At 66.6% G+C, this 14,755-nt stretch carries 11 protein-coding genes and 1 riboswitch; of the genes, 1 reads left to right on the top strand and 10 read right to left on the bottom strand.

Annotated features, from left to right (window positions below; all coding sequences use genetic code 11):
• Positions 1-72 precede the first annotated feature (72 nt).
• From rpmA to JOF48_RS15550, 4 genes are all read right to left on the bottom strand, one after another.
• Complete coding sequence (gene rpmA / locus JOF48_RS15565) at positions 73-330, bottom strand: 50S ribosomal protein L27 (RefSeq protein WP_209682077.1); 258 nt, start codon at positions 328-330, stop codon at positions 73-75.
• Between the two features lie 59 nt (positions 331-389).
• Entirely contained in the window at positions 390-698 is a 309-nt protein-coding gene (rplU, locus tag JOF48_RS15560; RefSeq protein ID WP_209684635.1) for a 50S ribosomal protein L21, read from the bottom strand.
• A gap of 422 nt (positions 699-1,120) precedes the next feature.
• Positions 1,121-2,656, bottom strand: coding sequence for a bifunctional hydroxymethylpyrimidine kinase/phosphomethylpyrimidine kinase (gene thiD, locus JOF48_RS15555; protein WP_209682075.1), 1,536 nt, complete (start codon positions 2,654-2,656; stop codon positions 1,121-1,123).
• Positions 2,647-2,745: riboswitch (TPP riboswitch) on the bottom strand. It overlaps the preceding gene by 10 nt.
• A 120-nt stretch (positions 2,746-2,865) precedes the next feature.
• Positions 2,866-6,267, bottom strand: a complete 3,402-nt coding sequence (locus tag JOF48_RS15550) for an Rne/Rng family ribonuclease (protein WP_209682073.1) — start codon at positions 6,265-6,267, stop codon at positions 2,866-2,868.
• A 370-nt stretch (positions 6,268-6,637) separates the two neighbouring features.
• Between JOF48_RS15550 and JOF48_RS15545 the strand changes: the two genes are divergently transcribed.
• Positions 6,638-7,273 (top strand): vitamin K epoxide reductase family protein, encoded by a 636-nt coding sequence (locus tag JOF48_RS15545; RefSeq protein ID WP_209682071.1) that lies wholly within the window; start codon positions 6,638-6,640, stop codon positions 7,271-7,273.
• Positions 7,274-7,615: 342 nt separating this feature from the next.
• Here the strand turns inward: JOF48_RS15545 and ndk are convergent, their stop codons facing one another.
• From ndk to JOF48_RS15515, 6 genes are all read right to left on the bottom strand, one after another.
• Positions 7,616-8,032, bottom strand: coding sequence for a nucleoside-diphosphate kinase (ndk, locus tag JOF48_RS15540; protein ID WP_209682069.1), 417 nt, complete (start codon positions 8,030-8,032; stop codon positions 7,616-7,618).
• A gap of 70 nt (positions 8,033-8,102) precedes the next feature.
• Positions 8,103-8,576: a DUF4233 domain-containing protein gene (locus JOF48_RS15535; RefSeq protein WP_209682068.1), complete on the bottom strand. Its 474-nt coding sequence runs from the start codon at positions 8,574-8,576 to the stop codon at positions 8,103-8,105.
• A gap of 1 nt (position 8,577) precedes the next feature.
• On the bottom strand, positions 8,578-9,960 hold the full coding sequence (locus JOF48_RS15530; RefSeq protein ID WP_209682067.1) for a bifunctional folylpolyglutamate synthase/dihydrofolate synthase: 1,383 nt from the start codon (positions 9,958-9,960) through the stop codon (positions 8,578-8,580).
• Position 9,961: 1 nt separating this feature from the next.
• Positions 9,962-13,240 (bottom strand): isoleucine--tRNA ligase, encoded by a 3,279-nt coding sequence (gene ileS / locus JOF48_RS15525; RefSeq protein ID WP_209682066.1) that lies wholly within the window; start codon positions 13,238-13,240, stop codon positions 9,962-9,964.
• A gap of 274 nt (positions 13,241-13,514) precedes the next feature.
• Positions 13,515-14,282: an SDR family oxidoreductase gene (locus tag JOF48_RS15520; RefSeq protein WP_209682065.1), complete on the bottom strand. Its 768-nt coding sequence runs from the start codon at positions 14,280-14,282 to the stop codon at positions 13,515-13,517.
• Positions 14,283-14,345: 63 nt separating this feature from the next.
• Entirely contained in the window at positions 14,346-14,690 is a 345-nt protein-coding gene (locus JOF48_RS15515; RefSeq protein ID WP_209682064.1) for a DUF488 domain-containing protein, read from the bottom strand.
• Between the last annotated feature and the right edge of the window lie 65 nt (positions 14,691-14,755).

Here is a 14,755-nt window from a genome sequence, read left to right as displayed (position 1 = left end):
TGGATCCGGGGTGCCTGTTAAAAGCCAGTGGAGCGGACCAAGCGGTCCGCTCCACTGATTTAGGCCTTGGTGTTAGACCGCAGCTGCAACGATGTTCACAACGCGACGTCCACGACGCGTGCCGAACTCAACCGCGCCTGCATCCAGTGCAAACAGGGTGTCGTCCTTGCCGCGGCCAACGCCTGCGCCGGGGTGGAAGTGGGTGCCGCGCTGGCGGACGATGATTTCGCCGGCCTTGACGACCTGACCGCCGAAGCGCTTCACACCCAGGTACTGAGCGTTGGAATCACGACCGTTGCGAGTGGAACTCGCGCCCTTTTTATGTGCCATTTGAAAATGCCTGCCTTTTTACTAAAAGATTCTAAGAGGATCGAACTTGTTTCGCCAGATTAGGCGATTGAAGTGATCTTGACCTTGGACAGTTCCTGACGGTGGCCCTGACGCTTCTTGTAACCGGTCTTGTTCTTGTACTTCTGGATGACAATCTTCGGACCGCGGAGGTCCTCCAACTTCTCAGCCGTAACCTTCACATTAGCCAGGTCCGCTGCAGCAGTGGTGAGCTTGTCACCATCTACCAGGAGCAAAGCGGGCAGCTCAAACGTGCTGCCGACTCCACCGGGGACGCGGTTCATGGTCACGTAGTCTCCGACGGAAACCTTTTCTTGACGGCCGCCTGCGCGGACAATCGCGTACACCACTGGGGAACTCACTTCTCTCGACGTTTATTACAAAGTTTTTGTGCCGGCTGCGAATCGTGTTTGACCGCTGCCAACCGCATGCTTCCGCAGTTCGGAATTGAACTGGTGCGGAGTGCATACTATGTGCCTCAACGCCGTGGACCTCAATGGAGTTCTGCCATGGAGTGGTTGCCCTAGGTGTTGGCGTAAGCACCGAAGATCAAGAATACGCTAATTCCGGCTCCGGGAGCAAATGACACTGGTTCCGAACCCCCCGCGGTCCCGTGCAACAGTGCGTTGCAGGAGTTTCGCCAAGGGGTTTTCGAAACCGTACTGAACTACAGTAGCGTGCCCGGGAGGCGGATTGGTGATTTCCGGCGCTGACCCGCCGCCTTTTTCGCCGAAGGCCGGGTGCTTTTAATCACCCCGGCGGTCCGGCGGCCTCAGGGGCGCGCGGCCGGTGCCCCCAGCTGGCGGTGCGGGGCATCGAAGAAGTCCACCTCGTACTGTGCCGAATGCGCGAAGGCTTCCCTCATGCGGGCCCGTTCGGCGCCCGATCCGTTCCGTGCCGCGCCGTCAAGGAAGCCGATCGCCGTGGCCGTGGCCTGGGCGAAGTCGTCGTCAGCGTACGTTTCCAACCAACTTCCGTAAGGGTGGGCGCCGTCGTACCTGAGATAGTCGGCATGCAGCACGCGGCCAACCTCCGCATAAAGCCAGTAGCAGGGCAGCACCGCGGCCACTACCTCCCCGTACGTCCCGGCAAAGGCCACGGCCTGCAGGTGGTCCACGTAGTGCTTGGTGACGGGGCCCTGGGGCGATTCGATCGGGTAGCGGCTGAGCCAGTCCCGGTGCAGTGCCAGCTCCACATCCAGGCAGCCCTGGGCACCCGACGCCCAAAACTTCTGCTCCGCCTCTGTGGGCGCAAGGGCGCTGGCCCGGGCAAGTACGCGCGAGTACGCGCCAAGGTACAGCGCGTCCTGCGCCAGGTAGTAGGCGAAGTGGTCGCGGTGCAGGGTGCCGGCCGCCAGCTCCCGGATGAACTCCAGGCCAAAGATGGCCTGGCGCTGCGGCGCACAGTCGTTCCACAGCAACCGGCTGAAGGAGTCAAGGGCCGGGGCGGCACTCCCCCACAGCCCGTGCAGATGGTTGACGGGGCCGGCGCCAGCCCCCACTTCAAGCACGGCCGACGACTCCAGTGCCCCCACCAGCCATGCCTTCGCCGTGCGCACCGATTCCACCCAGTCCCCCGTCTGCGCCTGCAGCGTGGCCACGGCCGAGGACAGCGAGCAGCCGGTCCCGTGCGTGTTTGCGGTGTGGATGCGCGGTGCCGTGAACTCGTGCACCGTGCCGTCCGCCTCCACAAGCGCATCCAGGCAGGCCTCGCCCGGCAGGTGCCCGCCCTTCACGAGAACGCGGACGTTGTGCGCTGCCGCAAGCTCGCGCCCCTGCGCCACTGCCTGCGCCCAGTCTCCGGCTTCGGGGCGCCCCAGCAGCGCACCCAGTTCGGGGATGTTCGGCGTCACCAGGTCTGTGTGCGGCAGGAGGGCCAGCAGGGCTGCCAGGGCCTCCGGCGGCATGAGGACGTCGCCGCTGGTGGCCACCATCACCGGGTCAAGCACGACGGCGGCCGGCCGGGTTTGCGCCAGCCAGCCGCCCACCGCTTCCATCACCTCGGCACTGCCCAGCATGCCAATCTTCACTGCGTCAATGGTGATGTCTGCGGACAGTGCGTCCAGTTGGGCGCGCAGGAAGGCTGCCGGTGGCACATGCACCTGCTGCACGCCGCGGGTGTTTTGGGCCGTGAGCGCCGTAATGGCGGCCATGGCATAGCCGCCATGGGCAGAAATGGACTTGATGTCCGCCTGGATGCCGGCACCGCCCGACGGGTCGGACCCGGCGATACTCACGATCCGGGGATGTCTCCGGGCGGTGGTGGCGGGTGTTTCTCGGGCAGCCGGAAAAAGTGTTGTTGCAGTCATTGGGACATCCCTTCGCCGGTGCTAGCCGGGCAGGTTCAACGGGTATTGTCTCAGCCGGCCCTTGTGGCCTGGCACCCCGTGTCGCACTCCACCCTAGCCAAAATTGCCCCGGCCCACCCGTTAAACGCACACTGACCCGCAGAAAACAGCGAATTCCACGTAATAAAAGTGGATTTCGCTGTTTTCTGCGGGTCAGCTGCGGCGGGCCGTTACAGCTCGGATGCGGGGACTCCCACGCCGAGAATGATCGGCTCCGCGCTCTTCTTCACCGGTGCGGCCGCCTGGGCCGGAACCTCGGCGCTGCTGTGCGGCGCCGATCCCGTGCCCGCTGCCGGGGCATCGGTTGTTTCCACAGCGGTGTCGGCGCCGCCCTGGGCGCTGCGTGCGCTGCGGTTGCGTCGGCTGCGGCGTGAGCGTGAGCGGCTGCCGGACTCGTCGGTGCCCCGGCTGTCCTGCTCCGGTGCCGCCAGCTGGTCCAGTGCCTCGGTCAGCCCGGCCAGGGCGGCCACCTGCTCGGCGTTGTGGGACTGGGCGAAATCGCTGCTTTCGCTGCGGTGCCCGCGCGGCAGCTCGATGGCTTCCCCGCCCAGCGTGAGTGTTGCGGTGTCGTGGCTTTCTTCCGTCACATCCGCCGCCACAGCGTCAGCCGGCGCAGCAGCGGAACCCTGGGCTCCGCCGTCGTGCTCATGGTGGGAGGCTGCGGCGATGGTGGCCAGCGCGGCGCGGGCTTCATGCGCCTTCTGCACCCGTGCGGCCTCCGTGGATTCGTCAACCGCGGGGGCGTGGTTGTCCTCGTGCACGTCGTTCTCGTTCTGGTGCGAACGGGCGTTGCGGTTGCGCTTGCGTTCGCTGCGGGTGGTGCGGTTGGCGGTGCGCTCCGACTCGCGGTGGTCCTGGCGCGGGGCGTGCGCGGCGGCAGCCTCAACGGCGGGCGAGTGCGTGCGGCGGTGCTCCACGGGGATCTCGTGGGTGACCATGCCGCGGCCGGCACAGGTGGCGCACTGCTCGCCGAAGACCTCGAGCAGGCCGGTGCCCATGCGCTTGCGCGTCATCTGGACCAGGCCCAGGCTGGTGACCTCGGCGACCTGGTGCTTGGTGCGGTCGCGGCCCAGGCATTCGACAAGGCGGCGCAGGACGAGGTCGCGGTTGGATTCCAGGACCATGTCGATGAAGTCGATGACGATGATGCCGCCGATGTCGCGCAGGCGCAGTTGGCGCACAACTTCCTCGGCTGCTTCAAGGTTGTTCTTCGTCACGGTTTCCTCGAGGTTGCCGCCGGAGCCGGTGAACTTGCCGGTGTTGACGTCAACCACTGTCATGGCCTCGGTGCGGTCGATGACGAGGGAGCCGCCGGAGGGCAGGAAGACCTTGCGTTCCAGTGCCTTGTTGATCTGCTCGTCGATGCGGTGCGCGGCGAAGATGTCCTCCGGCTTGCTCCACTTTTCCAGGCGGTCCAGCAGGTCCGGGGCCACGTAGGTCACGTACGCCTCGATGGTGTCCCAGGCGTCCTCGCCGGAGACGATCAGCTTGGTGAAGTCCTCGTTGAAGACGTCGCGGACCACCTTGATGGTCAGGTCCGGCTCGGCGTAGAGCATTTCGGGGGCGAGCGTCTTGGTGGAGGAGGCACGGTTGTTGATGCCCTCCCACTGGGCGCGGAGCCGGTTGATGTCGTTGGTCAGCTCTTCCTCGGAAGCGCCTTCGGCCGCGGTGCGCACGATGACGCCGGCGTTCTCGGGCAGGTGGTCCTTCAGGACGCGCTTGAGGCGGTTGCGTTCGACGTCGGGCAGCTTGCGGGAGATGCCGGTCATGGAGCCACCGGGCACGAACACCAGGTAGCGGCCTGGCAGGGAGATCTGGCTGGTCAGGCGGGCGCCCTTGTGGCCGACCGGGTCCTTGGAGACCTGGACCAGGACGGAGTCGCCGGACTTGAGCGCGTTCTCGATGCGGCGCGGCTGGCCGTTGAGGTTGGCGGCGTCCCAGTCGACCTCGCCGGCGTAGAGCACGGCGTTGCGGCCGCGGCCAATGTCAACGAAGGCAGCTTCCATGCTGGGCAGCACGTTCTGGACCTTGCCCAGGTAGACGTTGCCGATCAGGGAGTCCTGCTGGGTCTTGGAGACGAAGTGCTCGGCCAGGATGCCGTCCTCCAGGACGCCGATCTGGATGCGGTCGTCTGCCTGGTTGACCACCATGACGCGGTCCACGGATTCACGGCGGGCCAGGAACTCGGCTTCCGTGATGACGGTGCGGCGGCGGCCGGAGTCGCGGGAGTCGCGGCGGCGCTGCTTCTTCGCCTCCAGGCGGGTGGAGCCGCGCAGGCTCGTGACGCGGTTGGAAGCGCTGGCGCTGGACTCCGCCGGCGTGCGCGGTGCGCGGACACGGGTGACCGTGTTGGGCGGGTCTTCGTCGCTGCCGCCGGTGAGCTCGAGGTCGGCATCACCGCGGCGGCGGCGACGGCGGCGGCGGGAGGTCACGCCGTCGTCTTCGGCATGGTCAGCGTCCTCTGCGTCCTCGCCCGCATCCTCGGCGTCGGCAGGCTCGGCGTCATTGCTGCGCGGGCGGCGGTTGCGGTTGCGGCCGCGGTTGCGCCGGTCGCCATCCTCGTCCTGCGCATCCTGCTCGTCAGCATCCGCGGCGGGAACGGCCAGGCTGAGGTCGGGTGCCAGGAACAGCGCCGACATCCCGGCAGCAGGCTCCATGAACAAAGACTCCGTCACGTGGACGTCGGCTGCGTCGGCCTCGGCCCCAGCGGATTCTGCGGCGGGCGCTTCCGGCGCCACGGCGGCGGGTTCCGCAACGGGCGCCGCGGCCGGAGTTTCAGCCTCGGCCGGAGACTCTGCGGCAACTGCCGTGGCGGCGGGGCCGGCCTTGGCAGTGGCACGGCGGCTGCGGACGCGCGCCGCAGGTGCAGCCTCGGGTTCCGGCGCGGCTTCAGGCTCCGGAGCGGCAGGCTCCGCTGCCGCCTCGACGGGTGCGGACTTGGCCGGCGAGGAAGTCTTGCGCGTGGCACGCCGGGCCGGAGCCTTGGCGGGCTTGTCGGAGGGCTCGACAACGGCGCTTTCGGCGGCTGCCGCGGGTTCCTGCTCTGCGGCGGCGGCCTTGGCAGCAGCTGCTTTGGCGGTGGCAGTCTTGGCGGTGGACTTGGCAGCGGTCTTGGCTGCGGGGGCCTTGGCCGGGACCTCACCGGCAATTTCACCGGCTGCGTCCGCGGCGGCAGTGATCTTGGTGGCGGGGGCCTTTGCGGCCCGGCTGCGCCGTGCCGGCGCCTTGGCGGCAGGCTCGGCCGGGGCGTCGTGGCTCAGGGCGAGCTCGCCCTGGATGGCCTGTTCCGGGGTTTCGGCTGCGGTGGCGGCACCCGGTGCGGTGACGGGCGAGGTGGCCCGGCGCCGCGGCGCACGCTTTGCCGGGGCTGCGGGCGCATCGGCGGCGGCCGGGGCATCCTTTGCTGTGTCGGTGATCCCGTCCAGCAGCGACGGTTCTTCCGTGCTTGTCACGGGTGCCGTGGCTTTTTTGGCCCGGGTGCGGCGCACGGGAGCCTTCTTGGCGGGAGCGCCGGCGGTGTCCGCGCCAGCGCGTGCTTCGTTGTTTTCGGGTGTGGGTTGTTCATTAACCATTGGGGCATTGCCTTCGTGCCGGGGCGGCACCCCCACATCGGATGCCGAAACCGGCAGATGTGCCAACACCCGCGGGCGTTGACGGAAGTCGTCTAATTGCTTTACAGGCGGCACCAACATTACGGGTGCGCAAGCTCTGCAGAGCCAATGGTTCGCGATAAACAGGGCCGATGGATGGCTGCCCTCGTGGCAGTCCCGTCACCGGCAGCCCGTTGGCGTGCCATTGGACCGGGGAGCGCATGTGGATCGCCCACCAGCCAAACCCATTGTCTCACACACACCTTGTCATGACGGCAGTTTCAGGCAGGGCGCGCCATGTTTCGCGCGCTACAATCAGGACACGATTGCCGCCACACACCGTAAGGACATCATGCCGAGCACGAAAGCCTCCACCAGCGACCCCATCGAGCAGGACCTGCCGGCCCTCTCCCGTGCCAGGCCGTACGGATGGTTCCTTGTCATTGCCGGCGGCATCGCCTGGATTGCCTCCTTCACCCTGGTGCTGGAGCGGCTGGAACTGTACAAAAACCCGAACGCCGTGGTCAGCTGCGACATCAACTCATGGATCTCCTGCGGCGACGTCATGAAAACCCCCCAAGCAGCAATCCTCGGCTTCCCGAATCCGTTCATCGGCGTCGTGGCCTTCGCCATTGTGGTGACCACCGGCATGGTCCTGCTGGCCGGTGCCCGGATGCAGCGCTGGTACTGGATCGGCCTGCAGGTGGGCATCACCGCCGGCATGGCCCTGGTGGGCTGGTTCTGGTTCACGGCCGTCTACACCCTCGCCATCCTGTGCCCCTACTGCATGGTGGTCTGGGCAATGATGATTCCAGTCTTTGTCTTCACCACGGTGCGCAACATCAACCATGGGATCATCCCCGCACCGGCCGGCCTCACCAAGTTCCTGAACGAGTGGGCCTGGGTCATCGTGGGCCTGCTCTACCTCGCCACACTGGCCTCGATCTTCTTCAAGTTCATGAACCTGATCATCCCCTCCAACGCCTGACTCCCCCAAACATTCGCTATCGCAGCAATGGCTGCTTTCTAGCGGTCCCTGTCGCAGCAACGGCAGCATTTCCGACGCCCCTGTCGCACCTGTCGCAGTCCTTGCCCGGGAGGTGCGGAAGGGTCCACGAAAACCCGTCCAATGCTGCGAGGGGGTCGCGGAAAACCCAGCCAATGCTGCGATGGCGTTGAGATCCGGCGCTGGGGCCTGGCGCTGGATAGCCCTGGGCGTTGGGACTTCCTGCATCTCCTAAAGCACAACGGGCATCTCTTAAAGCACAACGGCGAAGGGCACCTCCCAGCGGGAGGTGCCCTTCGCCGTCGTGCTTGGTTTGCTCAGCGCCTAGGCGAACCAGATGCCGATCTCGCGCTCGGCGGACTCGACGGAGTCCGATCCGTGGACGAGGTTTTGCTGGACCTTGGCGCCCCAGTCGCGGCCGAAGTCGCCGCGGATGGTGCCGGGGGCTGCCGTGGTGGGGTCGGTGGTGCCGGCGAGGGAGCGGAAGCCCTCGATGACGCGGTGGCCCTCGAAGATCGCTGCGACAACCGGGCCGGAGAGCATGAACTCAACCAGCGGCTCGTAGAAGGGCTTGCCGGCGTGCTCTGCGTAGTGCGCCTCGAGCTGTTCGCGGGTGGCGTTGACCTTCTTCAGCTCGGCCAGGGTGTAGCCCTTGGCCTCGATGCGGGCCAGGACTTCGCCGGACAGGTTGCGGGCCACGCCGTCGGGCTTGACCAGGACAAGGGTGCGCTCAATGCTCACTGTTACTCCATATTGCTAGGTAAAAAGGACAATCAGGTCTAGTTTACGTGGGCCAGGCGGGCGGGCCGGCTCACGCCTCGGTGGTGCCGGTCTCATCCGGGGACGAGGGCCCGGGGGCTGCGTCCTCGGGGTGGGCTGCATCCCATTCGGCCTGGGCGCGGGCCCGGGCATCATTTTCCCTGTCGATCCTGGCACCGGCGTAGAGGGCGTACCACCAGGCGACGGCAAAGAGCCCGCCCACGACAAACATGGATGATTCCCAGAATCCGCCCGCGATGAGCGCCAGCTGCAGGATCCAGCCGAATGCCGGGCCCCAGGACTTGCGGATGACCCCGCAGGCCGCAATCAGCAGCACGGCCAGGATGCCGGCCACGATCAGGTAGACGGGGTTTTTGCCGTGCACGCCGAACAGGCCCAGGCCCAGGAAGATGGCCACGAAGGCCTCCAGGAACAGCACCACGGAGGCGAACATGAGCCTGGTGGACCGGGGCTTCTTGGGGGTGTTGGGCTTCCAGTCGCGCTGGGCTTTTGTCAGCTTTGCCATCTCAGGCACCTTCCCTTTCGCCGGGCCGTCCCAGCAGGATCCGGGCCTCGCCGACCACCGTGATGGAACCGGTGATGAGCACGCCGCCCGCGAGGTCGTTGTTGGCTTCGGCCCGCTCCACGGCCCACTCGATGGCGTCGTCAAGCTTCTCGGCGATGTGCACGTCCTCTTCCTGCCAACCAAGGTCGACGGCGAGCTCGGCCAGTTCCGCTGCCGGGATGGCACGGGGCGAGTTGGACTGGGTCAGGCAGAGTTCCTGAGCCTCGTCGCCGTAAGCGTCCTTGAGCGAGTTCAGGATCTCCTCGGCGTCCTTTTCCTGCAGGACACCTAGGACCACCACGAGCTTGCTGAAGGCGAAGGACTCCTGCAGGGCTGCGGCGCTGGCGGCGATGCCGGCCGGATTGTGGGCCGCGTCCACCACGATGGTGGGCGAGGTGCGCATGACTTCAAGGCGGCCGGGCGAGGTGGCGGCAGCGAAGCCCTCCTGCACCAGTTCATGGTTCAGCTCCTTCTCTCCCCCACCGAGGAATGCCTCCAGCGCTGCCAGTGCGACGGCGGCGTTCTGGGCCTGGTGCTCGCCGTGCAGCGGGAGCAGGATGCCCGGGTAGCGCCCTGCCAGGCCCTGCAGGTCCAGCATCTGGCCGCCCACGGCTACGGTCCTGTTTTCCACGCCGAACTCGACGCCTTCGAAGCGGAAGTCGGCATGCTTCTCGCGCGCAGCCTCCAGGATGACCTGGGCGGCGTCGGTGGGCTGGGCGGCGCTGATGACGAAGGCGCCCTCCTTGATGATGCCCGCCTTCTCCTCGGCAATGAGACCGGTGGTGTCACCAAGCAGTTCGGTGTGGTCCAGGGAGATGGGGGTGATGACCGCGACCTGGCCGTCGCCCACGTTGGTGGCGTCGGTGATGCCGCCCAGGCCCACTTCCATGACGGCGACGTCGACGGGTTCGTCGGCGAAGATGGCAAAGGCCAGGATGGTCAGGCACTCGAAGTACGTCAGGCGGTTCTCGCCCGCGGCCGCCAGTTCGCCGTCGACAATGTCCAGGTAGGGGCGGATCTCGTCCCAGATCCGCACAAAGGTTTCGTCGCTGACCGGTGCCCCGTCAATGCTGATGCGCTCCGTGACCTTTGTCAGGTGGGGGCTGGTGTAGCGCCCGGTGCGCAGGTCGTGGGCCAGCAGGCCGGCCTCGATCATGCGCGACGTGGAGGTCTTGCCGTTGGTGCCGGTGATGTGGATGATCGGGAAGGCCTTGTTGGGCTCCCCCAGGACATCCATGGCCCGGAACAGGGGGGCCAGGCGCGGCTCCATCTTGTTCTCCGGGGCCCGGCCCAGCAGCTCGGCGTAGACGCTCTCCACCGAAAATTCGTCATGCTGTTGACTCATGCTAGACAGTGCTCCGTTCAACGGTGATCGTGGTGTCGACGTCGCCCGGGACCAGCTCGAGCTTGACCGTCAATGTCTCGGCCTTGACGAGACCGGCGTTTGCGTGGAGGGCGTCGACGACGTCCTGCGGTGCCGAGATGATGGTGCGGATGCGGTCGCTGACGTTCAGCCCGGTGTCCTTGCGGGCCTGCTGGATGGCGCGGACCATGTCGCGCGCCGTTCCCTCGGCCTCGAGCTCGGGTGTCAGCTCGGTGTTCAAGACCACGAAGCCGCCGGTGGGCAGCATCGCAACGGCGGTCTTGCCGCCGTCGTGCGCGTCCTCAACAACTGTCTCGAGGGTGTACTCGGTCGGTTCCAGGGCCAGGCCGCCGGCGGTGACAACACCGTCGGTGACGGACCAGTCGCCGGACTTGGAGCCCTTGATGGCGAGCTGGACGTCCTTGCCGAGGCGGGGGCCTGCGGCGCGGGCGTTGACCACGAGCTTCTGCGAGATGCCGAATTCCTCCGGGGAGGCGTCCGCGGCGTCGACGAAGCGGATGGTGCGGATGTTGAGCTCGTCGGCGACGATGCCCTCGGCGCCGTCGAGTGCTGCGGCGCCGGGTGCCACCACGGTGAGGTCCTGCAGGGGCAGGCGCACGCGCAGCTTGGCAGCCTTGCGCAGGCTGGAGCCGGTGGAGCAGATCTGCTGGATCCGGTCCATCTGCTCAACAAGTGCGGCGTTGGGGACGAACAGGTCCGCGTTGGGCCAGTCGCTCAGGTGCACGGAGCGCCCGCCGGTGAGGCCGCGCCAGATTTCCTCGGTGACCAGCGGCAGCAGCGGGGCGGCCACGCGGCACACGGTTTCCAGGGCCGTGTAGAGGGCGTCGAAGGCGTCGGCGCTCTCGTCGAAGAAGCGGTTGCGGCTGCGGCGCACGTACCAGTTGGTCAGCATGTCAAGGTAGACGCGCAGGGAATCGCAGGCGCCGGAGACGTCGTAGCCGTCCAGCTTGGCCGTCAACTCGCGGACGAGGTCGCCGGTGTTGGCCAGCAGGTACGCATCCATGGGGTCCGTGTAGCCGTCAAAGCGCAGCTGCGGGTCGTAGCCCTTGCCGCCGTCGGCCGTGTTGGCGTACAGGGTGAAGAAGCTGTACACGTTCCACAGGGGCAGGATGACCTGGCGGACGCCGTCGCGGATGCCCTGTTCGGTGACCACCAGGTTGCCGCCGCGCAGGATGGGGCTGGACATGAGGAACCAGCGCATGGCGTCGGAGCCGTCGCGGTCCAGGACCTCGGAGACGTCCGGGTAGTTGCGCAGCGACTTGGACATCTTCTGCCCATCGGAGCCCAGCACAATGCCATGGCTGATGACGTTGCGGAAGGCCGGGCGGTCAAAGAGCGCGGTGGAGAGGATGTGCAGCATGTAGAACCAGCCGCGCGTCTGCCCGATGTACTCGACGATGAAGTCGGCCGGGTTGTGGGTGTTGAACCAGTCCTCGTTCTCGAAGGGGTAGTGGACCTGGCCGTAGGGCATGGAGCCGGAGTCGAACCAGACGTCCAGCACGTCCTCGACGCGGCGCATGGTGGACTTGCCCGTGGGGTCGTCCGGGTTGGGGCGCGTGAGCTCGTCGATGAACGGGCGGTGGAGGTCCACTTCGCCGTCGTTGTTCAGCGGCAGGCGGCCAAAGTCGGCCTGCATCTCGGCGAGCGAGCCGTAGACGTCGGTGCGCGGGTACTCGGGGTCGTCGGACTGCCACACCGGGATGGGTGAACCCCAGTAGCGGTTGCGGGAGATGGACCAGTCCCGGGCGTTTTCAAGCCACTTGCCGAACTGGCCGTCCTTGACGTTGCCGGGGATCCAGTTGATGCCCTGGTTCAGCTCCACCATGCGGTCCTTGAACTGTGTGACTTCCACGTACCAGGAGGAGATGGCGCGGTAGATCAGGGGCGTGCGGCAGCGCCAGCAGTGCGGGTAGCTGTGCACGTAGCTGGCCTGGCGGACCAGGCGTCCGGCGTCCTTGACCACGCGGGTGATGGTCTTGTTCGCATCGAAGACCTGCACGCCGGCAATCTCGGCCAGCGGGCCCTCGGAGAAGAGGGGCAGGAAGTTGGCTCCCTCGTCAACGGAGAGGACCACGGGGATGCCGTACTGCTCGCAGACCTTCTGGTCCTCTTCACCGTAGGCGGGGGCCTGGTGGACGATGCCGGTGCCGTCGGTGGTGGTGACGTAGTCGGCCACGAGGAACTGCCAGGACTTGGCGGTGCCGTACTTCTCGTCGTCGGCAAAGTAGTCCCACAGCGGCTCGTACTTCAGGCCCTCCAGCTGGGAACCCGCGTATGTGGCGGTGACGGCGGCGGCCGCGGCAGCACCGTCGTCGTACCCGAGGTCCTTGGCGTGCGCGCCAACGAGGTCTTCGGCGAGCAGGAACTCCCCTGCCTTGGCACCCAGGGTGACACCGTTCGGGCCGGCGGGAACGACGGCGTAGCGCACCTCGGGCCCGACCGCGAGGGCCTGGTTGGTGGGCAGGGTCCAGGGCGTGGTGGTCCAGGCGATGGCGGCGACACCGGCCAGTTCCTGGGAAAGCGCGGATTCGCCGGTGAGAATGGGGAAGGTGACGGTGACGGTCTGGTCCTGGCGGTCCTTGTAGACGTCGTCGTCCATCCGCAGCTCGTGGTTGGAGAGGGGCGTCTCATCCTTCCAGCAGTAGGGCAGCACGCGGTAGCCGTTGTAGGTCAGGCCCTTGGAATGGAGCTGCTTGAACGCCCAGAGCACGGATTCCATGTACTCGACGTTGAGGGTCTTGTAGTCGTTGTCGAAGTCAACCCAGCGGGCTTGGCGGGTGACGTACTCCTGCCATTCGCCGGCGTATTTCATGACGGAGGAGCGGCAGGCGTCGTTGAACTTGTCGATGCCCATGGCCTCGATCTGGGCCTTGTCCGTCATGCCCAGCTGCTTCATGGCTTCCAGCTCGGCGGGCAGCCCGTGCGTGTCCCAGCCGAAGCGGCGCTCAACGCGGCGCCCGCGCTGGGTCTGGTAGCGGGCCACGAGGTCCTTGGCGTAGCCGGTCAGCAGGTGGCCGTAGTGCGGCAGGCCGTTGGCGAAGGGAGGGCCGTCGTAGAAGACGAACTCGTTGGAGCCGTCCTGGCCGGCGTCGCGGGCGTCAATGCTGGCCTGGAAGGTGCCGTCTTCGGCCCAGTACTTGAGGACAAGCTCCTCCACTTCCGGGAAACGCACGGAAGCTGGCACATGGTTGGATTCGGCGTGCAGGCCGTGGGCTGCGGTTGCCTTGGGGAAGTGGGTCATCACATCATCCTGGTGGTGGGCGTTCAATTCAGGATGCAAGGACGGCTTGCGCCGCGGTACCACCTCGCTTGCCGTGCCCGTTGCCCTGACGGCTTTCGCCGCGGGGCGCCTGGTGCGGCCGCTTGTTGACTGCTGTGACGGGCTTACCCGTCCGGTTCTACTGGCTTTGCTTTCGCTTGGCGTTCTTCCGGAAGCTCACCGGTGATGGCCGGGTCGATGCTTTGTCCCTCATTCTACGGGATGCCGGGCGCCGGTGGGGACGCCCGGCATCCGGCTACTTGCGGACCAGTTTGTGGTTGGCTGCCTGCGCCACGGGCCGGACCACGATCTGGTCCAGGTTGATGTGGTGAGGAAGCCCGACGGCGTAGCCCACCACGTCTGCGACGTCTTCCGCGGTCAGCGGCTTCTCCACTCCCTGGTAGACCTTGTCCGCTGCTTCCTTGTCGCCGCCTAGGCGGTTGAGGGCAAATTCTTCCGTCTGCACCAGGCCGGGGGCCACCTCGATGACCCGGACGTTGTGCTCCACCTCTTCCAGGCGCAGGGCGTTGGTGATGGCGTGCTGGGCAAACTTGGCGGCGTTGTAGCCGGCTCCGCCTTCATAGGCGGCCAGCCCGGCGGTGGAGGTCAGGTTCAGCACCGTACCGTGGCCGTGGCTGCGCAGCTGTGGCAGGAAGGCCTTGACGATGTTCATGGTGCCCAGGACGTTGGCCTGGTACATCCAGTTCCAGTCGTCGGCGTCCGCCGTGGCGATGCGGTCCGTGCCACGGGCGCCGCCGGCAATGTTGATGACCGTGTCCACGCCGCCCAGGCGGGCAAAGGCGTCGGTGGTGAAATCGCGGAGGCGGGAGACATCGTCGTCCCTGGTGACATCAGCCGCGAATGCCAGGGCGCCGGTCTCCTCGGCGAGCGCGGTGAGCCGGTCTGCGCGGCGGGCCACGGCGACGACGTTCCAGCCGTCCCGGCGGAGTTGGCGGACCGTGGCGGCGCCGATGCCAGAGCTGGCGCCGGTGACTACTGCATTTTTGGGGGTGTTTTCGCTCATGTTTCCAATGTATCGCGTCCGCATGGGCGACCCCGGCAGGCACTTGCGCGCCGCGGACTGCCCTCAGGCGGCGGCGTTCAGGAAGTCCAGCAGCACGGCCGCCTGGTTTTCGTGGTGGTCCTTGGCGCCGTAGAGCAGCACGACCCTCTCGTGGCCTGCAATGATCTCACGCAACTGGTCCACGGCCGGGTTGGCCTTCAGCTCGGCGGTGTAGTCGCGGACGAACGCCTCGAAGTGCTCGGGCAGGTGACCGAAGGCATTGCGCACCTCGTTGCTGGGGCCCGCCTCCTTGAGCCAGACATCAATTTTGTCTTTTTTGATCCCGCGCGGCCACAGCCTGTCCACGAGAACCCGGTACTCCCCCGGTTCCGGCTCTTCATAAACACGCAAAATCCTGATTGTGCCCATGTTTGCATCATAGACCCGGGGCGTTCGGCGTGTCAGGGACTGCTTCGGCCTCTGACTTTGCCTTA

Origin of the sequence: Arthrobacter stackebrandtii (assembly GCF_017876675.1) — a bacterium.
GTDB lineage: Bacteria > Actinomycetota > Actinomycetes > Actinomycetales > Micrococcaceae > Specibacter > Specibacter stackebrandtii.
Note: the sequence above shows the minus strand (reverse complement) of the source record. Positions and strands in the feature narration are given on the sequence as shown.

Excerpts from the sequence above, each read along its gene's own strand:
- rpmA (WP_209682077.1), bottom strand. The coding sequence starts at position 330 with ATGGCACATAAAAAGGGCGCGAGTTCCACTCGCAACGGTCGTGATTCC.
- thiD (WP_209682075.1), bottom strand. The coding sequence starts at position 2,656 with ATGACTGCAACAACACTTTTTCCGGCTGCCCGAGAAACACCCGCCACC.
- JOF48_RS15550 (WP_209682073.1), bottom strand. The coding sequence starts at position 6,267 with ATGGTTAATGAACAACCCACACCCGAAAACAACGAAGCACGCGCTGGC.
- JOF48_RS15545 (WP_209682071.1), top strand. The coding sequence starts at position 6,638 with ATGCCGAGCACGAAAGCCTCCACCAGCGACCCCATCGAGCAGGACCTG.
- JOF48_RS15535 (WP_209682068.1), bottom strand. The coding sequence starts at position 8,576 with ATGGCAAAGCTGACAAAAGCCCAGCGCGACTGGAAGCCCAACACCCCC.
- JOF48_RS15530 (WP_209682067.1), bottom strand. The coding sequence starts at position 9,960 with ATGAGTCAACAGCATGACGAATTTTCGGTGGAGAGCGTCTACGCCGAG.
- ileS (WP_209682066.1), bottom strand. The coding sequence starts at position 13,240 with ATGACCCACTTCCCCAAGGCAACCGCAGCCCACGGCCTGCACGCCGAA.
- JOF48_RS15520 (WP_209682065.1), bottom strand. The coding sequence starts at position 14,282 with ATGAGCGAAAACACCCCCAAAAATGCAGTAGTCACCGGCGCCAGCTCT.
- JOF48_RS15515 (WP_209682064.1), bottom strand. The coding sequence starts at position 14,690 with ATGGGCACAATCAGGATTTTGCGTGTTTATGAAGAGCCGGAACCGGGG.